This is a genomic window from Streptomyces griseochromogenes (assembly GCF_001542625.1).
GTDB lineage: Bacteria > Actinomycetota > Actinomycetes > Streptomycetales > Streptomycetaceae > Streptomyces > Streptomyces griseochromogenes.
In genome coordinates this window covers 2,231,141-2,255,258 of sequence record NZ_CP016279.1, presented here as the reverse complement: position 1 = coordinate 2,255,258, position 24,118 = coordinate 2,231,141, and the positions used below count along the sequence as shown (strand labels likewise).

2 protein-coding genes are annotated in these 24,118 nt (G+C 71.0%); both read right to left on the bottom strand.

Annotated elements, in window-relative coordinates; all coding sequences use genetic code 11:
• Nucleotides 1-39: 39 nt before the first annotated feature.
• Nucleotides 40-14,379, bottom strand: a complete 14,340-nt coding sequence (locus AVL59_RS10100; RefSeq protein ID WP_067301776.1) for a type I polyketide synthase — start codon at nt 14,377-14,379, stop codon at nt 40-42.
• A 68-nt stretch (nt 14,380-14,447) separates the two neighbouring features.
• Nucleotides 14,448-24,104 carry a type I polyketide synthase gene (locus tag AVL59_RS10095; RefSeq protein WP_067301774.1) on the bottom strand — a complete coding sequence of 3,219 codons (9,657 nt, stop codon included), beginning with the start codon at nt 24,102-24,104 and terminating at the stop codon, nt 14,448-14,450.
• Nucleotides 24,105-24,118: the final 14 nt, after the last annotated feature.

Below are 24,118 nucleotides of genomic sequence, written 5' to 3'. Positions count from 1 at the left end.
GGGAACCCGGCCGGCACGGAGCCGTCGGGATCGTGCGGGTCATTCGAGTTCATCGACGAGGGCGAACAGCTCGTCGTCGGTCGCGGTGTCGAGTTCGGCTTCACGCCGACTCCTGCTCATTTCAGCGGATGAGGCGCCCACGGCCTCCAGAAGCCGACGCAGCCGGTCGGTGATCTCGTCCCGCACCGGTTCGTCCGCCAGGTCAGCCCGGAGAGCGACCTCGAGTCGGTCCAGCTCAGCGAGTATCGGCACCGAAGCGGTCTCGTCCTGGACGACTTCGGTCCGTAGCCAGGTGGCAAGTGCGACGGGAGTGGGGTAGTCGAACACCAGCGTGGCGGGCAGGCGCAGCCCGGTCACCGCATTCAGGCGGTTGCGCAGCTCGACCGCGGTCAGTGAGTCGAAGCCGAGGTCCTTGAAGGCCCGCTTGTCCGAAACCGCCTCCGCCGAGGCATGCCCCAGCACCGCGGCCGCCTCGGCCCGCACCACATCCGTCAACAACCGGTCCCGCTCGGACCGCCCCAACCCAGCCAGCCGCTGCGCCAGTTCACCCTCACCACGCACCACACCCTCGGTGCTCACGCCCGCAGCGGCCAGCTCACGGATCTCGGGCAGATCCCGCACCAGCGGCATCTCCCGCAAGTCGGCCCCACCATGCGTCGAAGCGAGCTGAGCCCAATCGACATCCATCACCGTCAACACGGCATCCGGACCCACGATGGCCTCGCCCAGCGCCCGCACCGCCAACTGCGGATCCATCGCCGGCATCGCACCCCGCTTGACGCGGGCACGAACCGCCTCACTGGCCTCAGCGAAACCACCACCAGCCCACGCACCCCAAGCCACCGCCAGACCAGCAAGGCCACGAGCCCGCCGGTTCTCCGCCAGGGCATCCAGGAAGGCATTCGCCGCCGCATAGTTGCCCTGACCCGCAGCACCCAGCGTCGACGCGGCCGACGAGAACAACACAAACGCGTCCAGATCCAGCTCTGCGGTCAGCTCGTCCAGCAAAGCCGCACTCGCGGTCTTGGGCGTCATCACCGTGGCGAGCCGCTCGGCCGACAGCCGGTCGACCACCCCGTCGTCCAGCACCCCAGCCGTGTGCATCACCGCCGACAGAGCGGGACCGTCCACCGCCGTCCAGGCCAACAGACCGGACAGATCCACCCGCTCACTGACATCACACGCCACCACATCAACCCGCGCACCCTGAGCAGCCAACCCAGCCACCAAGGCCGCAACGCCAGGAGCAGAAGGCCCGGACCGGCTGGTCAGCACCAGACGCCCAGCACCCCGCCCAGCCAGCCAATCAGCCACATGCCCGGCAATCGCACCCGTCCCACCCGTAATCAGCACACTCCCACGCGGCACCCAACCCTCAGCAGAGACACGCGGCTGCCCAGCCCGGCTCAACCGACGACCCAGAACCCCCGCCGCACGAATCGCCACCTCGTCCTCACCACAACCCGCCAGCACGGCCGCCAGCCGCGCCCCGGCACGCTCATCGAACACGACCGGCAGATCGATCAACCCACCCCAACGATCCGGGAGTTCCAGACCCACCACCCGGCCCAGACCCCACACCTGCGCCTGCACCGGACTGGCCAACACCTCACCCGGCCCAGCCGATACCGCCCCACGCGTAGCCACCCACAACGGCGCACCCACACCGACATCACCCAACGCCTGCACCAACGCCAACGTCGCGGCCACACCCCCAGCCACCACCGGATACGCCGACACCGGCACCTCATCCAACGCCAACAACGACACCACACCCGCCACCACACCAGGCCCGATCTCCCGCAACACCACACCGAGGAGCGAAGCCATGCCGGCCCGATCCACGGCCTCCTCCGAGACCTCGGCGACCACCACCTCAGCACCCCGACCGGCCAGCGCCGCCACACACCCCTGCGCCAAATCACCGCCGGACTGTCCGGCCACGACCAACCAGGTCCCAGACAACACACCAGGGTCGGGCTCGGCGACAGGCCCCCAGCTCACTCGGTAGCGCCAGTTCGCGGTCACCGACCGGTCCCGCTCCTGGCGCCGCCACGAAGCCAGGGCCGGCAGCACCTCACTGAACGGACGGCCGCCATCCACAGCCAGGGTGTCGGCGATGTGCGCGAGGTCTCCACCCTCAACGGCAGCCCAGAACTGGGCCTCGGCCACCGTGCTCGCACCATCCCCACCCGCCGTTCCCGGGGTGGGCAGCGCCAGCAATCCCTGAGGCCAGAACCGCTCGTGCCGGAACGCGTACGTGGGCAGCTCAACCCGGTTCGCGGTGGGCAGCAGCGCGCTCCAGTCCACGACCACACCGTGGACGAACGCCCGGGCCAGACCCGCAACCAGACCGGTCACGCCCTGCTCGTCACGCTCCTTACGCCGCTGAAGCGGAACGAACACACCCTCGTCACTGCCGATACCGGCAACGGCATCCGGCCCCAGCGCCGACAACGAACCATCCGGACCGACCTCAATGAACACCGACACACCCTCGGCCGCCAACGCACCCACCGCGTCCGCGAACCGCACCGCCCGACGCGTCTGCGCCGGCCAGTACCCACCCTCGCATTCACTGACCAGCTCACCGGTCAGAGCACCCGCCCACACCAACTCCGGACGCCGGTACTCCAGCCCCGCCGCAACCTCACCCAACTCATCCAACACCGGGTCCATCGCCGCCGAATGGAAGGCATGACTCACGCGCAGCCGCCGTACCCGACGGCCCTTCTCCCGCCAGTACTCCACCAACTGGTCCACGGCAGCGACCTCACCGGACACCACCACAGACTCCGGGCCGTTGACCGCCGCGACCGACACACCCTCCGTCAGCCCCGCCTCCACCTCGGCCTCCGAAGCACCGATCGCCGCCATCGCACCACCCGCAGGCAACGCCTGCATCAAACGAGCACGCGCCGCCACCAGACGGCTGGCATCCCCAAGCGACAACACCCCCGCCACATACGCCGCCGCAACCTCACCCACCGAATGACCCACCACCGCGTCCGCCACGACACCGGACGCCTTCAGCACAGCCGCCAACGCCACCTCGAACGCGAACAGACCAGCCTGCGCATACAGCGTCTGATCCACCAGACCCTCGTCGACACCGTCCGCACCCAGGACGACATCCCGAACCGACACCCCCAACTCCAACTCCAACAACCCACACACCTGATCAAACACCTCAGCGAAGACAGAACTGCCCTCATACAGGCCCCGCCCCATCCCCACCCACTGCGAGCCCTGACCCGCGAACACCAGACCCACCCGCACACCCGAACGCGCAACCCCCGACACCACCGAACCCGCAGACACCCCAGCAGCCAGCCTCTCCAGCCCGGCCACCAGTTCCTCACGGTCAGCGCCCACCACCACAGCCCGGTGCTCGAACACCGACCGCGACACCGCCAACGACCACGCGGCATCCGCCATATCCAGTTCCGGCCGCCCGGTCACCCACTCGCGCAACCGACTCGCCTGAGCTGCCAATCCCTGCGTCGACCGGCCCGAAACCACCCACGCACCGGCGCCCGACACCACCGGTGCCGTGCCCACACCGCCCTCAAGCTCACCGGCCTCCACAGCCGGGGGCTCCTCGACGATGACGTGCGCGTTGGTACCACTCAGACCGAACGAAGACACACCCGCACGGCGCACCCGGCCGTCCGACGGCCACGGCACGGACTCGGACAGCAACCGCACCTCACCCGCCGACCAGTCCACATGCGTCGAAGGCTCCTCCGCATGCAACGTCGCCGGCAATTCCCCATGCTGCAGCGCAAGCACCATCTTGATCACACCCGCGACGCCGGCCGCCGCCTGCGTGTGACCGATGTTCGACTTCACCGAGCCCAGCCACAACGGGCGGTCTTCCGACCGCTCCTGGCCATAGGTCGCGAGCAGCGCCTGCGCCTCGATCGGGTCACCCAGCGTCGTGCCCGTACCGTGCGCCTCCACCACGTCGACATCAGCCGCCGACAACTGGGCGTTCACCAGGGCCGCGCGGATCACCCGCTGCTGCGAGGGACCGTTCGGGGCGGTCAGGCCATTGGACGCACCGTCCTGGTTCACGGCAGTGCCCCGCACCACCGCCAACACCTGGTGCCCGTTACGGCGGGCATCGGACAGCCGCTCCAGCACCAGCACGCCGGCGCCCTCGGCCCATCCCGTTCCGTCGGCGTCTGCCGAGAACGCCCGGCAACGTCCGTCCGCCGACAGCCCCTGCTGCCGAGAGAAGTCGATAAACGTGGCAGGGGTCGCCATGATCGTGACGCCTCCGGCCAGCGCGAGCGAGCACTCACCGGAGCGCACCGCCTGAGCGGCCAGATGCAGTGCCACCAGCGACGACGAACACGCCGTGTCCACCGTCACCGCCGGACCCTCAAGACCCAGCGCATACGACACCCGACCCGAGAGCACACTCGTCGCGTTACCAGTCATCAAATGACCCTCGACACCGAATGCGTCCTGCCCCGCGAGAGCCAGGCCGATGCCGTAACCAGACGCGAAGCCACCCGCGAAGACGCCTGTCGAGCTGCCCTGCAGCGCCCCCGGATCTATGCCCGCACGTTCCAGCGCTTCCCACGACACCTCCAGCAGCAACCGCTGCTGCGGATCCATGGCAAGGGCCTCACGGGGACTGATGCCAAAGAAACCGGCATCGAAGTCTCCTGCATTCTGCAAGAACGCACCCGCCTGGGTGTAAGAGGTACCCGCATGGTCCGGGTCAGGGTCGTACAAGCTGTCCATGTCCCAGCCACGGTCGGTCGGGAAGCCGCCCACCGCGTCCCCACCCGAGGCCAGCAGGTCCCAGAACGCCTCCGGGCTGCCCGCACCACCAGGGAACCGACAGCTCATGCCAACAATGGCCAACGGCTCATCCGCAGCCGCCACGGCGACCACCGACGCGCCGGCACCCGGCTGCTCACCGGTCAGCTCACCCCGGAGATACTCGGCAAGGACCACCGGAGTCGGGTAGTCGAACACCAGCGTGGCGGGCAGTCGCAGCCCGGTCACCGCATTCAGGCGGTTGCGCAGCTCGACCGCGGTCAGCGAATCGAAGCCGAGGTCCTTGAACGCCCGCTTGTCCGAAACCGCCTCCGCCGAGGCATGCCCCAGCACCGCGGCCGCCTCGGCCCGCACCACATCCGTCAACAACCGGTCCTGCTCGGCCCGCCCCAACCCAGCCAGCCGCTGCGCCAGTTCACCCTCACCACGCACCACACCCTCGGTACTCACGCCCGCAGCGGCCAGCTGACGGATCTCGGGCAGATCCCGCACCAACGGCATCTCCCGCAAGTCGGCCCCACCATGCGCCGAAGCGAGCTGAGCCCAATCGACATCCATCACCGTCAACACGGCGTCGGAACCCTCGATGGCCTCGCCCAGCGCCCGCACCGCCAGCTGCGGATCCATCGGCGGCGTCGCCCCCCGCTTGACGCGGGCACGAACCGCCTCACTGGCCTCAGCGAAACCACCACCAGCCCACGCACCCCAAGCCACCGCCAGACCAGCAAGGCCACGAGCCCGCCGGTTCTCCGCCAGGGCATCCAGGAAGGCATTCGCCGCCGCATAGTTGCCCTGACCCGCAGCACCCAGCGTCGACGCGGCCGACGAGAACAACACAAACGCGTCCAGATCCAGCTCTGCGGTCAGCTCGTCCAGCAAAGCCGCACTCGCAGCCTTCGGACCCATCACCGTCGCCAGCCGCTCGGCCGACAGACGATCCACCACACCGTCATCCAGCACCCCAGCCGTGTGCATCACCGCCGACAGAGCGGGACCGTCCACCGCCGTCCAGGCCAACAGACCGGACAGATCCACCCGCTCACTGACATCACACGCCACCACATCAACCCGCGCACCCTGAGCAGCCAACCCAGCCACCAAGGCCGCAACGCCAGGAGCAGAAGGCCCGGACCGGCTGGTCAGCACCAAACGCCCAGCACCCCGCCCAGCCAGCCAATCAGCCACATGCCCGGCAATCGCACCCGTCCCACCCGTAATCAGCACACTCCCACGCGGCACCCAACCCTCAGCCGAGACACGCGACTGCCCAGCCCGGCTCAACCGACGACCCAGAACCCCCGCCGCACGAATCGCCACCTCGTCCTCACCACAACCCGCCAGCACGGCCGCCAGCCGCGCCCCGGCACGCTCATCGAACACGACAGGCAGATCGATCAACCCACCCCAACGATCCGGGAGTTCCAGACCCACCACCCGGCCCAGACCCCACACCTGCGCCTGCACCGGACTGGCCAACACCTCACCCGGCCCAGCCGATACCGCCCCACGCGTAGCCACCCACAACGGCGCACCCACACCGACATCACCCAACGCCTGCACCAACGCCAACGTCGCGGCCACACCCCCAGCCACCACCGGATACGCCGACACCGGCACCTCATCCAACGCCAACAACGACACCACACCCGCCACCGCACCAGGCCCGATCTCCCGCAACACCACACCGAGGAGCGAAGCCACGTCGGCCCGGTCCACCATCCCGGCCGGCACCTCGACGACCACTACCTCAGCACCCCGACCGGCCAGCGCCGACACACACCCCTGCGCCAAATCACCGCCGGACTGTCCGGCCACGACCAACCAGGTCCCAGACAACACACCCGAGGACTCGGCAACCGGAGCCCAACTCGCCCGGTAGCGCCAGCTTCCGGTGACCGACCGGTCCCGCTCCCGACGCCGCCACGAAGCCAGCGCCGGCAACACCTCACCCAGATACTGCTGGTCGTCGATCGCCAGCGTGTCGGCGATCTGCGCCAGGTCTCCACCCTCGACCGCTGCCCAGAACTGCGCTTCTGCCACCGTGCTAGCGCCATCGCCACCCGCGACCGATCCCGCAGTCGGCAGGGCCAGCAAGCCCTGGGGCCAGTACCGCTCTTGTCGGAAGGCGTACGTAGGCAGTTCAACGCGGTTCCCAGTCGGCAGCAGCAGACTCCAGTCCACGGTCACGCCATGGACGAACGCCCGCGCCAGACCCGCAACCAGGCCCGCCACACCCTGCTCGTCACGCTCCTTACGCCGCTGGAGCGGGACGAACACACCCTCGTCACTGCCGATACCGGCAACCGCGTCCGGGCCCAGCGCGGACAGCGAACCATCCGGACCGACCTCGATGAACACCGACACACCCTGCGCCGCCAACGCACCCAGCGCGTCCGCGAACCGCACCGCCCGACGCGTCTGCGCCGGCCAGTACCCACCCTCACACTCAGCCACCAACTCACCGGTCAGAGCACCCGCCCACACCAACTCCGGACGCCGGTACTCCAGCCCCGCCGCAACCTCACCCAGCTCATCCAACACCGGGTCCATCGCCGCCGAATGGAAGGCATGACTCACGCGCAACCGCCGAACCCGACGGCCCTTCTCCCGCCAGTACTCCACCAACTGGTCCACGGCAGCGACCTCACCGGACACCACCACAGACTCCGGGCCGTTGACCGCCGCGACCGACACACCCTCCGTCAGCCCCGCCTCCACCTCGGCCTCCGAAGCACCGATCGCCGCCATCGCACCACCCGCAGGCAACGCCTGCATCAAACGAGCACGCGCCGCCACCAGACGGCTGGCATCCCCAAGCGACAACACCCCCGCCACATACGCCGCCGCAACCTCACCCACCGAGTGACCCAGGACCGCGTCCGCCACGACACCGGCCGCCTTCAGCACAGCCGCCAACGCCACCTCAAACGCGAACAGACCAGCCTGCGCATACAGCGTCTGATCCACCAAGCCTTCGTCGACACCGTCCGCACCCAGGACGACATCCCGAACCGACACCCCCAACTCCAACTCCAACAACCCACACGCCTGATCAAACGCCTCGGCGAAGACGGGACTGCCCTCATACAGCCCCCGCCCCATCCCCACCCACTGCGAGCCCTGACCCGCGAACACCAAACCCACCCGCACACCCGAACGCGTAACCCCCGACACCACCGAACCCGCAGACGCTCCAGCGGCCAGCCTCTCCAGGCCGGTCATCAACTGCTCGCGGTCGGCGCCCACCACCACAGCCCGGTGCTCGAACACCGACCGCGACACCGCCAACGACCAACCCACATCAACCGGATCCAGCTCCGGCCGCCCACTCACCCACTCCCGCAACCGGCCCGCCTGAGCCACCAAACCCTCCGCCGACCGCCCCGAAACCACCCACGCACGGGCACCCGCACCCGCACCCGAAACCACCAGCCCCGAGCCCACGCCCCCCTCAAGCTCACCGACCTCACCAGCCGGAGCTTCCTCAAGGATGACGTGCGCGTTGGTGCCGCTGATCCCGAACGAGGACACACCCGCACGCCGTACCCGCCCGTTCACCGGCCACGGCACGGACTCGGCCAGCAGCTCCACCTCACCCGCCGACCAGTCCACATGCGACGACGGCTCTTCCACGTGCAACGTCTGCGGCAACTGCTCGTTCTGCAGCGCCAGCACCATCTTCATCACACCGGCCACGCCGGAGGCCGCCTGGGCGTGCCCGATGTTCGACTTCACCGAGCCCAGCCACAACGGGCGGTCTTCCGACCGCTCCTGGCCATAGGTCGCGAGCAGCGCCTGCGCCTCGATCGGGTCGCCCAGCGTGGTGCCCGTACCGTGCGCCTCCACGACGTCGACATCGGCTGCCGACAGCCGCGCGTTGGCGAGGGCCGCACGGATCACCCGCTGCTGAGAGGGACCGTTCGGCGCGGTCAGTCCGTTGGACGCGCCGTCCTGGTTCACCGCGGAGCCGCGCACCACCGCCAGCACCGGGTGGCCCAGCCGCTGGGCATCCGCCAGCCGCTCCACGACCAGCATTCCGGCGCCCTCGCCCATGCCCATGCCGTCGGCGGCCGCCGAGAACGCCTTGCAGCGACCGTCCATCGCGAGGCCGCGCTGCCGGGAGAAGCCGACCATCTCCCACGGTGTCGCCATGATCGTGACACCGCCGACCAGCGCGAGGGAGCACTCACCGGAGCGCACCGCCTGAGCGGCCAGATGCAGTGCCACCAGCGACGACGAACACGCCGTGTCCACCGTCACCGCCGGGCCCTCAAGACCCAGCGCATACGAGACCCGGCCCGAGAGCACGCTCGTCGCGTTACCGGTCATCAGGTGGCCTTCCAGCCCCGATGCCCCGTCGCCCGTCAGTGCCACGGCCATGCCGTAACCCGACCCGTAGCCGCCCGCGAACACGCCCGTCGCGGAGCCGCGCAGCGAGACGGGGTCGATGCCGGCCCGTTCCAGCGCCTCCCAGGAAACCTCCAGCAGCAGCCGTTGCTGCGGGTCCGTCGCCACCGCCTCGCGCGGGCTGATGCCGAAGAAGCCGGCGTCGAAGTCCCCTGCTCCGGTGAGGAACCCGCCTTGCTGGGCGTACGACGTTCCGGCCTGATCCGGGTCGGGGTCGAAGAGGCTGTCCAGGTCCCAGCCACGGTCCTGCGGCACTCCGCCGACCGCGTCCCCGCCCGCGGCCAGCAGGTCCCAGAACGCCTCGGGGCTGCCGGCGCCGCCGGGGAACCGGCAGGCCATGCCGACGATCGCCAACGGCTCGTCGGACACCGGCTGGACCGTGGTCGGCAGCGGGGCCGCCGTTCCCGAGCCCAGCTCCCCGGCGAGCTCGGTCCGCAGGTGCGCGGCCAGCACCACCGGGGTGGGGTAGTCGAAGATCAAGGTGGCGGGCAGCCGCAGCCCGGTGGCGGCGTTGAGCCCGTTGCGCAGCTCGACCGCCGTCAGTGAGTCGAAGCCCAGTTCGCTGAAGGCTCGCCCGGCTTCGACGGCCTCGTGGGACGGGTAGCCCAGGACGGCGGCCGCCTCGGCCCGCACCACGTCCGTCAGCATGCGGTCCTGTTCGGCCCGGCCCAGCCCGGCCAGTCGCCGGGCCAGTTCGCCCTCGCCGCGCACCACACCCTCGGTGCTCACGCCCGCGGCGGCCAGCCGGCGGATCTCGGGCAGGTCCCGTACCAGCGGCATCTGGCGGATGTCCGCCGCGCCGGGCGCCGAGGCCAGTTGTGCCCAGTCCACGTCCATCACGGTCACGACCGGGTCGGGCCCCTCCAGGGCCTCGCCCAGTGCCCGCACCGCCAGCTGCGGGGCCATCGCCGGCATGGGGCCCTGTGCCGTCCGGTGCCGTACCAGCTCGTTCGATCCGGCGAGGCCGCCGCCCGCCCAGGCGCCCCAGGCCACCGACAGACCAGCAAGGCCACGGGCCCGCCGGTTCTCAGCCACGGCGTCCAGGAAGGCGTTCGCCGCCGCGTAGTTGCCCTGACCCGCGGCGCCCAGCGTGGACGCCGACGACGAGAAGAGCACGAACGCGTCCAGGTCGAGGTCGGCGGTGAGCTCATCCAGCAGGGCCGCGCCTCCCGCCTTGGCCGCCAGTACCGTCGCGATCCGGTCCGCCGACAGCCGGTCGACCACACCGTCGTCCAGCACACCAGCCGTGTGCATCACCGCGGACAGTGCGGGCCCGCTCGTCCCGGTCCAGGCCACCAATCCGGCCACGTCCGACCGGTCGCCGACGTCGCCGGCCACCACGTCGACCGCGGATCCGGCGGCCGCGAGCTCGGCGGCCAGCGCTGCCACGCCCTTCGCGGCGGGGCCGGAGCGGCTGGTCAGCACCAGCCGCGGCGCGCCACGCCCGGCGAGCCAGTGCGCCACATGCCCGGCGATCGCACCAGTACCACCGGTGATCAGCACGCTTCCACGCGGTGTCCAGGACTCCTCGGAGCCGCGAGGCTGCGCGGCACGGACGAGGCGCCGGCCCAGGATGCCGGCCGTCCTGATCGCGACCTGGTCCTCGCCGCACCCGGCCAGCACCGCGACCAGCCGCGTCCCGGCCCGCTCGTCGACCACCGCGGGCAGGTCGATCAATCCGCCCCACCGGTCGGGGTGTTCCATGGCCACGACCCGGCCGAGGCCCCACACCTGTGTCTGCACGGGATTGGTCAGGGCTTCGCCCGGCCCGGCGGCCACGGCGCCGCGGGTGAGGATCCACAGCGGCGCACCGACGCCGGTGTCCCCCAGCGCCTGTACCAGGCCCAGCGTCGCGGCCAGGCCTCCGGCCACCACCGGGTGCGCCGGCACCGGCGTGTCATCCAGCGCCAGCAGAGACACCACGCCCGCCACCGCACCGGACTCCACGTCCTGCAGTGCCTGGCCGAGGACGGCCGCCACCTCGGCCCGCTCCACGACCCCGGCCGCGACCTCGGCCAGGACCACCTCGGCGCCTCGGGCGGTCAGCGCGGCCACGCACCCCCGCACCAGTTCGGCGCCGACCGGCCCGGCCGACTCCGCCGGAGCCGCCACCAGCCAGACCCCCGACAGGGCTCGGGGGTCGGGCTCGGCGACCGGCGCCCAGCTGGCCCGGTAACGCCACCCCGCGGTCACGGACCGGTCCCGCTCCTGGCGCCGCCACGACGCCAGCGCGGGCAGCACCTCGCTGAACGGACGACCGCCGTCCACCGCCAGCGTGTCGGCGACCTGCGCGAGGTCTCCGCTCTCGATGGCCGCCCAGAACCGCGCCTCCGCCGGCGTGCTCGCACCGTCATCGCCCACGACGGACCCGGGTCCCGGCTGCCCCAGAACGCCCTGTGTCCAGTACCGCTCGTGCCGGAAGGCGTACGTGGGCAGTCCGACCCGGTTCGCGGTGGGCAGCAGCGCGCTCCAGTCCACGACCGCACCGTGGACGAACGCCCGGGCCAGACCCGTCACCAGACCGGTCACGCCCTTCTCGTCACGCTCCTTACGCCGCTGAAGCGGAACGAACACGCCCTCGTCGCTGCCGATACCGGCAACCGCGTCCGGGCCCAGCGCGGACAGCGAACCGTCCGGACCGACCTCGATGAACACCGACACGCCCTCGGCCGCCAGCGCACCCAGCGCGTCCGCGAACCGCACCGCCCGACGCGTCTGCGCCGGCCAGTACCCACCCTCGCATTCACTGACCAGCTCACCGGTCAGAGCACCCGCCCACACCAGCTCCGGCCGGTGGTACTCCAGCCCCGCCGCAACCTCACCCAGCTCATCCAACACCGGGTCCATCGCCGCCGAGTGGAAGGCATGACTCACGCGCAGCCGCCGAACCCGACGGCCCTTCTCCCGCCAGTGCTCCACCAGCTGGTCCACGGCGGCGACCTCACCGGACACCACCACAGACTCCGGGCCGTTGACCGCTGCGACCGACACGCCCGGTGTCAGCCCGGGCTCCACCTCGGCCTCCGAGGCACCGATCGCCGCCATCGCACCACCCGCAGGCAACGCCTGCATCAAACGGGCACGCGCCGCCACCAGACGGCTGGCATCCGCAAGCGACAACACGCCCGCCACGTAGGCCGCCGCGACCTCGCCCACCGAGTGACCCACGACCGCGTCCGCCACGACACCGGCCGCCTTCAGCACAGCCGCCAACGCCACCTCGAACGCGAACAGACCAGCCTGCGCATACAGCGTCTGATCCACCAAGCCTTCGTCGACACCGTCCGCACCCAGGACGACATCCCGGACCGACACCCCCAACTCCAACTCGACCAGGCCGCACGCCTGGTCGAAGGCCTCGGCGAAGACAGGACTGCCCTCATACAGGCCGCGCCCCATCCCCAGCCACTGCGAGCCCTGACCCGCGAACACCAAACCCACCCGCGCACCCGAACGCGCAACCCCCGACACCACCGAACCCGCAGACACCCCAGCAGCCAGCCTCTCCAGGCCCGCCACCAGCTCTCCTCGGTCGTCGCCCTTCACCACGGCCCGGTGCTCGAACACCGACCGTGTGACCGCCAGCGACCAGCCCACGTCCGCCGCGTCCAGCTCAGGCCGCGCGGTGACCCACTCCCGCAGCCGTCCCGCCTGTGCGGTCAAGCCCTCCGCCGAGCGGCCCGACACGATCCACACACCGGCGCCGTCGGCCTCGATCACCGCGGGCTTGTCGGCCGGTTCGGCCTTCTCGATGCTCTCGTCGGCGGGTTCGTCCGCCGCCTCCGCCGGCTCGGCGTCCTCGGACGGAGCCTCTTCGACGATGATGTGGGCGTTGGTGCCGCTGATCCCGAACGAGGACACACCGGCGCGGCGCGGACGCTCCCCCGCAGGCCAGGGCACGGACTCGGTCAGCAGCTGTACCTCGCCGGCCGACCAGTCCACGTGCGGCGAACGCTCGTCCGCGTGCAGCGTGCGCGGCAGTCGCTCGTTCTGCAGTGCCAGCACCATCTTGATCACACCGGCGACACCGGCGGCCGCCTGCGTGTGCCCGATGTTGGACTTCACCGAGCCCAGCCACAACGGCCCCTGCTCGGCCCGGTCCTGACCGTAGGTGGCGAGCAGTGCCTGTGCCTCGATGGGGTCGCCCAGCGGGGTGCCCGTACCGTGCGCCTCCACCGCGTCCACGTCGGCGGCCGACAGCCGCGCACTGGCGAGGGCCGCGCGGATCACCCGCTGCTGCGAGGGGCCGTTCGGGGCGGTCAGGCCGTTGGACGCACCGTCCTGGTTGATCGCGCTGCCGCGCACCACCGCGAGTACCGGATGCCCGTTGCGGCGGGCGTCCGACAGCCGCTCCACCACCAGCATCCCCGCGCCTTCGGAGATGCCCATGCCGTCGGCCGACGACGAGAACGCCTTGCAGCGTCCGTCCCGGGCGAGCCCGAGCTGCCGGGAGAACTGGGTGAACATGATCGGGGTGGCGATCACGGTCACGCCGCCGGCCAGCGCCAGCGAGCACTCCCCCGACCGCACGGCCTGGACGGCCAGATGCAGCGCCACGAGCGACGAGGAGCACGCCGTGTCCACCGTGACCGCCGGGCCCTCAAGGCCCAGTGAGTACGACACCCGACCGGAGATGATGCTGGTCGAGGTGCCGGTCATCAGGTGGACGTCCATGTCCTCGTCCGTGCCCGGACCGAAGCCGTAGCCGGACAGCGAGGCGCCGGCGAACACCCCGGTCTGGCTGCCGCGCAGCGACGTGGGATCGATGCCCGACCGCTCCAGCGCCTCCCAGCAGACCTCCAGCAGCAGACGCTGCTGGGGGTCCATGGCCACCGCCTCACGCGGGCTGATCCCGAAGAACCCCGGGTCGAACCCGCTCGCGTCCTGCACGAACCCGGCCTCGCGCACATGCGAGGTGCCGTCCGGATCCTGTTCGTACAGTTCCTCGATGTCCCAGCCGCGATCGGTGGGGAACCCCGAGATCGCGTCTCCTCCTGCGGCCAGCAACCCCCAGAGATCCTCCGGGTTCTGAGCACTGCCGGGGTAACGGCAGCTCATCCCGACGATCGCGATCGGTTCGTGGCTGCGTTCCTCGACCTCGCGCAGGCGCTGACGCGTCTCGTGCAGGTTGGTCGTTACCCACTTGAGGTAATCACGGAGAGTCTCTTCGTCGGCCACTGAACCTCACTCGCTCAATCTCTGAAAGTTCAAGCTTGCTGTCCGCATTTCAGGAACCCTTGTCGGCCTTATCGACCGAGTTCCTTGTGGATGAAATCGAATATCTCGTCGTCCGATGCGGACCCGATCTTCTCCGCGACCGCCTGACGCTCCGCGGAAGCGCCGACCTTGCTCCACTGGGAAAGAAGTCCCTGCAGGCGATCAGTGATCATTTGATACGTGTTCTCGTCCGGAGTCGCTCCGGTCAGCAACGACCCGAGCCGGTCGACTTCCTCGACGAGGGAAATCGGGGCCGAATCGTCCTGGAATTCCTCGTTCCAGAGATAGTCGGCCAGCGCTGTCGGGGTGGGGCAGTCGAACAGCAAGGTGGCGGGCAGCTGCAGGCCGGTGGCGGCGCTGAGCCGGTTGCGCAGTTCCACCGCGGTCAGCGAGTCGAAGCCCAGATCGCTGAAGGCACGCGTGGCTTCGACCGCGTCGGCCGACGCGTAGTCCAGCACCGCGGCCGCCTGTGCCCGGACCAGGTTGACCAGCGTCCGGCTCTGCTCGGCGCGTGACAGGCCTGCCAGCTGCTGCTTCAGGGCCGCGCCCGCGTCCGGGTCGAGCGCCGCTCCGGCTCCGGCCGCGTCCGCGCCGGCGTCCGCCAGGGCCTGCTTGACCTCGGGCAGCCCCTCGACCAGCGGGCTGGGCCGCCGCAGCGTGAACGGCAGGGCGAACCGCGCCCAGTCCACGTCCGCGACCGTCACCAGGGTTTCCCGACCGTCCAGGATCTGCGCGAGCGCCTGGACGGCGTGCTCCGGGTCCATGACCATCAGCCCGCGCCGGACCATCTGCGCGGCGCCGTCCGCGTCGGTCATTCCGCCGCCGCCCCACGGGCCCCAGGCCACCGAGGTCGCGGTCTCCCCACGGGCCAGGCGGCTCTCCGCCAGCGCGTCCAGGAAGGTGTTGGCCGCGGCGTAAGAGGGCTGCAGACCACTGCCCCACGTCGCCGAGATCGAGGAGAACAGCACGAACGCGTCCAGGTCGAGGTCCCGGGTCAGCTCGTCCAGCAGAGCCGCGCCCGCGGCCTTGGCCGCCAGCACCTGAGCCGTTTCGGCCAGGTCGGTCTCCTGCACCGCGGTGGCCTGCCCGACGCCCGCGGTGTGCATCACCGCGGACAGCGCGGGACCGTCGGTCCCGATCCGGGCCAGCAGCCCGGACAGGTCCGCCCGCTCGCTCACGTCACAGGCCACCACGTCCACGCGCGTGCCCTGGGCAGCGAGTTCGGCGGCCATCGCGGCGACGCCCGCGGCAGCGGGTCCGGACCGGCTGGTCAGGACCAGCCGCTGGGCGCCACGCCCGGCCAGCCAGTGCGCCAGGCGCCCGCCGATCGCACCGGTGCCACCGGTGATCAGCGCGGTGCCGTACGAGGCCCAGGGCTCCGAGGAGCCACGGGGCTGCGCGGCACGGGTCAACCTGCGGCCGAGGATTCCGGCCGGCCTGATCGCCACCTGGTCCTCGCCGCATCCGGCGAGCACCGCTGCCAGCCGGACTCCGGCGCGTTCGTCGAGTGCGGCGGGCAGGTCGATCAACCCGCCCCACCGGTCCGGGAGTTCCAGGCCCACTACCCGGCCCAGGCCCCAGACCTGCGTCTGCACGGGGTTGGTCAGCGCCTCGCCCGGCCCGGCGGCCACCGCACCGGAGGTCACCGCCCACAGCGGGGCGCCCACCTCGGCCTCGCCCAGCGCCTGCACCAGGGCCAGCGTCGCGGCCAGGCCCCCGGGCACCACCGGGTGCGCCGCCAACGGCGTCTCGTCCAGTGCCAGCAGCGACACGACTCCGGAGAAGCCGGCTTCCGGCGCCTGCGTACGGATCTGCCCGGCCATCCACTCCTGGTCGGCCGTCGCCTCGGTCTCCATGACGACCACCTCGGCGCCCCGAGCGGTCAGCGCCCCGACGCATCCCCGTGTCAGGTCGTGGTCTACCGATCCGGCCGACGTCACGACCAGCCAGGTCCCGGACAGCACACCCGGGTCCGGCTCCGCGACCGGCGACCAGCTCACCCGGTAGCGCCAGTTGGCGGTCGCCGACTTGTCCTGCTCCCGGCGGCGCCACGACGCCAGCGCCGGCAGCACCTCGCTGAGATGCTTCTGGTCCTCGATGGCCAGCGTGTCGGCGATCCGGGCCAGATCACCGCCCTCGACAGCCGCCCAGAACTGCGTCTCGGCCGCCGTACCGGCACCATCACCACCCGCGACCGACATCGCCGTGGCCGGAGGCTGCAGCCAGTACCGCTGGTGCTGGAAGGCGTAGGTGGGCAGCTCGACCTGCTCCGCGGCAGGCAGAACCATCTTCCAGTCCACGCTCAGCCCACTGACATACGCCTGCGCCAACGACGTGATCAGCCGCGCCGCACCACCGTTGTCACGCTCCAACGTCCCTACGACCACCACATCCGCGTTGCCCACGTCCTCCGCGGTCTCGGACACCGGACCCGTCAACACCGGATGCGGCGACACCTCCACAAACGCGCCGTAACCACCAGTGATCAGGACACGGACCGCCTCCTCGAAACGGACCATCTGCCGCAGATTCGCATACCAATACCCCGCATCCACCTCAGGCCCCGACACCCACTCACCAGTCACCGTGGACACCATCGGCACCCGACCAGCCCGCGGCGCAATCCCCGCCAACTCCCGCTCCAACACCACCGCCAACGGCTCCACCGCCGGCGAATGCGCCACAAAATCCGTCTCCGGAATCCGCCACCGCAACACATGCCGAGCCGACAACTCCCGCTCGAACTCCGACAACGCCTCCGGCTCACCGGAGACCACGACCGCCGCCGGACCGTTGATCGCAGCGACCGACAGACGCTCACCCCACTGCCCCACCAACTCCCGCACCGCCTGCGACGGCATCACCACCGACACCATCGAGCCCTGCACCGACAGACCCGACAACGCCCGCGACCGCACCGCCACCACCCGGGCGCCATCCTCCACACTCAACATCCCCGCCACCGTCGCCGCAGCAATCTCACCCTGCGAATGACCCACCACCGCATCGGGCGACACACCCGCCGCCTCCCACACCGCGGCCAGCGAGACCATCACCGCCCACAGCACGGGCTGCACCACATCCGCACGGTCCAGCCCAGGAACCCCCGGAGCACCCGCGAGCACATCACTCAGCGACCACTCCACATACGGCGACAACGCCCGCTCACACTCCGCCAACCGAGCCGCGAACACCGGCGAGGAAACAGCCAGTTCACGACCCATCCCCACCCACTGAGACCCCTGACCCGCGAAGACGAACACCACCCGCGCACCCAAACGCGCGACCCCGGAGACAACCGACCTCACAGGCGTACCAGCGGCCACGCTCTGCAGGCCCGCCACCAGCTCCTCACGCTCGGCGCCGACCACCACAGCCCGGTGCTCGAACACCGACCGCGTCGCCGCCAACGACCACGCCACATCCGCCGGCCCCAACTCCGGCCGAGCAGCCACCCACTCACGCAACCGGCCCGCCTGCGCCGCCACGCCCTGTGCCGAACGGCCCGACACCGGCCACGCGGCGAGCCCGTCGGCCTCCAGCAGCGCGGGGGCCTCGTCGATCGCCGACCCGGTGGCCTCGTCGTTCACCGGCTCGGGAGCTTCTTCGAGGATGACGTGCGCGTTGGTGCCGCTCATGCCGAACGAGGAGACCCCCGCACGGCGCGGTCGGCCGTTCGTCGGCCACGGCGTTGCCTGGGTCAGCAGCTGTACCTCGCCGGCCGACCAGTCCACATGCGGCGAACGCTCGTCCGCGTGCAGCGTCCGTGGCAGCTGCTCGTTCTGCAACGCGAGCACCATCTTGATCACACCGGCGACACCGGCGGCCGCCTGCGTGTGACCGATGTTGGACTTGATCGAGCCCAGCCACAACGGCCCCTGCTCGGCGCGCTCCTGGCCGTAGGTGGCGAGCAGTGCCTGTGCCTCGATGGGGTCGCCCAGCGGGGTGCCCGTGCCGTGCGCCTCCACCACGTCGACCTCGTCGGCGCGTATCCCGGCGTTGGCCAGGGCCGCGCGGATCACCCGCTGCTGCGAGGGGCCGTTCGGGGCGGTCAGGCCGTTGGACGCGCCGTCCTGGTTGGTCGCGCTGCCGCGCACCACCGCCAGGACCCGGTGTCCGAGCCGCTGCGCGTCGGACAGCCGCTCCACGACCAGCATGCCCGCGCCCTCGCCCAGGCCCATGCCGTCGGCCGCCGCCGAGAACGGCTTGCACCGGCCGTCCGGCGACAGGCCCATCTGCCGGCTGAACTGGTTGAACAGGAGCGGGTTGGCCGCCACCATGACGCCGCCGGCCAGGGCCAGGGTGCACTCGCCCGAGCGCACCGCCTGGCAGGCCAGGTGCAGCGCGACCAGCGACGACGAACACGCCGTGTCCACGGTCACCGCCGGGCCCTCCAGGCCCAGGACGTAGGCCACGCGGCCCGACACGACGCTGGTCGAGACACCCGTGACGAGGTGCCCGTCCAGTTCGCCCTCCAGCCCGGCGCTCCAGCCGTAGCCGGAGGCGGACGCGCCCGCGAACACGCCGGTCGCGGAGCCGCGCAGCGACGCCGGGTCGATTCCGGCGCGCTCCAGTGCCTCCCAGGACACCTCCAGCAGCAGCCGCTGCTGCGGGTCCATCGACATGGCCTCACGCGGGCTGATCCCGAAGAATCCCGCGTCGAATCCGGTCGCGTCGTACACGAATCCGCCGGATCGGACGGGCTTGCCGGAGTAGCCCTCGTCGGCGTCGGGCCGGTCCTCCAGGACCCAGCCCCGGTCCTCCGGAAGGACGGAGATGGCGTCGGTTCCGGCGGCCACGAGGTTCCACAGTTCGTCCGGGCTCGCCGCGCCGCCCGGGTAGCGGCAGCTCATGCCGACGATCGCGAGCGGCTCGTCGGTGGCCGCCGCGGCGACGGGGACGGCCTCGGCGTTGCCCGTGCCGACCCCCAGCTGCGACAGGAGGAACTCGGCCGCGGCCGTGGGCGTGGGCGCGTCGAACAGCAGGGTGGCGGGCAGTTGCAGGCCGGTGGCAGTGCTGAGCCGGTTGCGCAGTTCGACGGCGGTGAGCGAGTCGAAGCCCAGGTCGCTGAAGGCACGGGTGGCCTCTACGGCCTCGGGCGACGGGTAGTTCAGCACCGCGGCCGCCTGGATCTGCACCAAGGTGACCAGCAGCCGGTTCTGTTCGGTCCGCGGCAGGCCCGCCAGCTGCTGCTTCAGGGCCGTGCTCGAATCCGAGCCGACGACCGCGTCGCCGCCGGCCGTGTCCGCGCCGGCGCCGGCCAGCACCTGCTTGACCTCGGGCAGGCTGTCGATCAGCGGGCTGGTCCGGCGCAGCGTGAACGGCGGGGCGAACCGGGCCCAGTCCACGTCCGCGATGGTCACCAGTCCTTCGCCGGCGTCCAGGATCTGTGCCAGCGCCTGGACCGCCTGGTCCGACTCCATGACCATCAGGCCGCGTCGCACGCCCTGCGCGGCGCCTTCCTCGTCGGTCATGCCGCCGCCGCCCCACGGGCCCCAGGCCACCGAGGTCGCGGGCAGCCCCTGTGACCTGCGGTGCTCGGCGAGCCCGTCCAGGAAGGTGTTGGCGGCGGCGTAGGCGGGCTGCAGACCGCTGCCCCACGTCGCCGAGATCGAGGAGAAGAGAACGAACGCGTCCAGGTCCATGCCGGCGGTCAGCTCGTCCAGGTGGATCGCGCCCGCGGCCTTGGCCGCCAGTACCGCGGACACCTCGGCCAGGTCGGCGTCCTGTACGGCGGTCTCCTGGGGTATGCCGGCGGTGTGCATCACCGCGGACAGCGCGGGGCCGTCGGTGCCGGTCCAGGCCAGCAGCCCGGCCAGGTCCGCCCGGTCGCTCGCGTCGCAGGCCACGACATCCACTCGCGCTCCGGCCGCGGCCAGCTCGGCCGCCAGCGCCGCAGCACCCGCCGCACCGGCTCCGGACCGGCTGGTCAGCACCAACCGCTGAGCACCACGGCCGGCCAGCCACCGCGCCACATGCCCACCGATCGCACCCGTACCACCCGTGATCAGCACACTCCCACGCGGCACAAAGAGCTCGGCCGAGCCAGTGGGCTGCGGGGCGCGGGTCAGCCTGCGGCCCAGGATCCCGCTCGGGCGGATCGCCACCTGGTCCTCACCGCATCCGGCCAGTACGGCCGTCAGCCGGACTCCGGCGCGGTCGTCGAGTGCGGCGGGCAGGTCGATCAACCCGCCCCACCGGTCCGGGAGTTCCAGGCCGACCACCCGGCCGAGGCCCCAGACCTGCGTCTGCACGGGGTTGGTCAGCGCCTCGCCCGGTGCGGCGGCCGCCGCACCGCGTGTGGCCACCCACAGGGGTGCGCCCACCTCGGCGTCGCCCAGCGCCTGCACCAGGGCCAGCGTGGCGGCCACGCCCTGCGGTACCACCGGATGGGCCACAACAGGCGTCTCGTCGAGCGCGAGCAGCGACACCACACCGGCCACCGCGCCGGGCTCGACGTCCCGCAACACCTGACCGAGGACCTTCGCCACCTCGGTACGGTCCACCGTCCCGGCCGGCACCTCGGCGACCACCACCTCGGCGCCCCGGGCGGCGAGCGCCTCCACACACCACTGCGTCAGGTCGTCGCCGGACCGTTCGGCCACGACCAGCCAAGTCCCTGACAGCGCCCGGGCGTCGGGCTCGGCGACCGGCGCCCAGGTCACCCGGTAACGCCAGTTGGCGGTCGCGGACCGGTCCCGTTCCCGGCGGCGCCAGGACGTCAGCGCCTCCAGGACCTCACCCACATGCTGCTGGTCCTCGATCTCCAGAACCTCAGCGATATGAGCCAGGTCTCCGCCCTCGACAGCTGCCCAGAACCGTGCTTCGGCAACCGTGCTCGCACCGTCACCGCCCGCCGGGATCGCGGCCACGGCCGGTGTCTCCAGCCAGTACCGCTGGTGCTGGAAGGCGTAGGTGGGCAGCTCGACCTGCTCCGCGGCAGGCAGAACCATCTTCCAGTCCACGCTCAGCCCACTGACATACGCCTGCGCCAACGACGTGATCAGCCGCGCCGCACCACCGTTGTCACGCTCCAACGTCCCTACGACCACCACATCCGCGTTGCCCACGTCCTCGGCCGTCTCGGACACCGGACCCGTCAACACCGGATGCGGCGACACCTCCACAAACGCGCCGTACCCACCAGTGATCAGGACACGGACCGCCTCCTCGAAACGGACCATCTGCCGCAGATTCGCATACCAATACCCGGCATCCACCTCAGGACCCGACACCCACTCACCAGTCACCGTGGACACCATCGGCACCCGACCAGCCCGCGGCGCAATCCCCGCCAACTCCCCCTCCAACACCACCGCCAACGGCTCCACCGCCGGCGAATGCGCCACAAAATCCGTCTCCGGAATCCGCCACCGCAACACATGCCGAGCCGACAACTCCCGCTCGAACTCCGACAACGCCTCCGGCTCACCGGAGACCACCACCGCCGCCGGACCGTTGATCGCAGCCACCGACAGACGCTCACCCCACTGCCCCACCAACTCCCGCACCGCCTGCGACGGCATCACCACCGACACCATCGAGCCCTGCACCGACAGACCCGACAACGCCCGCGACCGCACCGCCACCACCCGGGCGCCATCCTCCACACTCAACATCCCCGCCACCGTCGCCGCAGCAATCTCACCCTGCGAATGACCCACAACCGCATCGGGCGACACACCCGCCGCCTCCCACACCGCGGCCAGCGAGACCATCACCGCCCACAACACCGGCTGCACCACATCCGCACGGTCCAGCCCAGGAACCCCCGGAGCACCCGCGAGCACATCACTCAGCGACCACTCCACATACGGCGACAACGCCCGCTCACACTCCGCCAACCGAGCCGCGAACACCGGCGAGGAAACAGCCAGTTCACGACCCATCCCCACCCACTGAGACCCCTGACCCGCGAAGACGAACACCGTCCGGGAACCCGGCCGAGCCACACCCGACACCACCGAACCCGCGGACGTACCGGCAGCCAGCTTCTCCAAACCGGTCAGCAGTTCCTCGCGGTCACCGCCCACAACCACGGACCGGTGCTCGAACACCGACCGCGACACCGCCAACGACCACCCCACATCCGCCGGCTCCAACTCCGGCCGAGCAGCCACCCACTCACGCAACCGGCCCGCCTGCGCCGCCAACCCCTCGGCGGACCGGCCCGACACCAGCCAGGCACCAGCGCCGTAGGGCTCCAGGACCGCGGGCACGACGACCGGCTCGACCTCATCGGCCGGTTCGTCCAGGGCGACGGCCTCGGCCAGCTCGCCGTCGTCCTCGGCAGCGGTGTCCGGCTTCTCGTCGTCCTCGGACGGGGCTTCCTCCAGGATGATGTGCACGTTGGTGCCGCTCATCCCGAACGCGGAGACGCCGCCACGACGTACCCGGTCGTCCGCCTCCCACGGCCTCGACTCGGTCAGCAGCCGCACGTCACCGGCGGACCAGTCCACGTGCGGCGTGGGCTCTTCCGCGTGCAGGGTCGCCGGCAGCTGCTGGTTCTGCAGCGCCAGCACCATCTTGATCACACCGGCCATGCCCGCGGCCTGCTGGGTGTGTCCGATGTTGGACTTCACCGAGCCCAGCCACAGCGGGCGGTCTTCCGGACGGTCCTGGCCGTAGGTGGCGATCACCGCCTGGGCCTCGATCGGGTCACCCAGCGGGGTGCCCGTGCCGTGCGCCTCGACCACATCCACGTCGTTGGCCGAGAGCCGGGCGTTGGCGAGGGCCGCGCGGATCACCCGCTGCTGCGAGGGGCCGTTAGGCGCGGTCAGGCCGTTGGACGCGCCGTCCTGGTTGATCGCGGAGCCGCGCACGACCGCCAGCACCCGGTGGCCGTTGCGGCGGGCGTCGGACAACCGCTCCACGACGATGGCTCCGGCGCCTTCGGCCACGCCCATGCCGTCGGCGGAGGCGGCGAAGGTCTTGCACCGTCCGTCGGGGGACAGCCCGAGCGTGCGGTTGAAGTCGGTGAACAGGACCGGGGTGGCCGCCACGAACGCGCCGCCGACCAGGGCGAGTTCACACTCGCCGGATCGCAGTGCCTGGCAGGCCAGGTGCAGGGAGACCAGCGACGACGAACACGCCGTGTCCACCGTGACGGCCGGGCCTTCCAGACCGAACGTGTAGGACACCCGGCCGGACAGGATGCTCGTCGCGTTGCCGGTCATCACATGACCGTCCAGCTCGCCCTGCCGACCCGAGACCCAGCCGTAGCCTGACGCGGACGCACCCGCGAACACGCCCGTCGCAGAGCCCCGCAGCGACACGGGGTCGATACCCGCACGCTCCAGCGCCTCCCAGGACACCTCCAGCAGCAGCCGCTGCTGCGGGTCCATCGAGACGGCCTCGCGCGGGCTGATCCCGAAGAATCCCGCGTCGAACTCGGGCGCCTCGTAGATGAAGCCGCCCGCCTGCACCTTCGCACCGGACCCGGGATCGTCCGGATCGCCGAGGTCCCAGCCCCGGTCCCGCGGGAGTCCGGCGACCGCGTCGGTCCGTGTGGCCACCAGGTCCCACAGTTGTTCGGGGCTGCGCACACCGCCGGGGAACCGGCAGCTCATGCCCACGATCGCAATCGGCTCGTCGCTTGCCGCTTCCATTTCCTGCAGACGCTGGCGGGTCTCGTGCAGATTAGCGGTCACCCGCTTGAGAAAGTAGCGGAGCTTGTCTTCGCTCACTTACGTCACCTCGT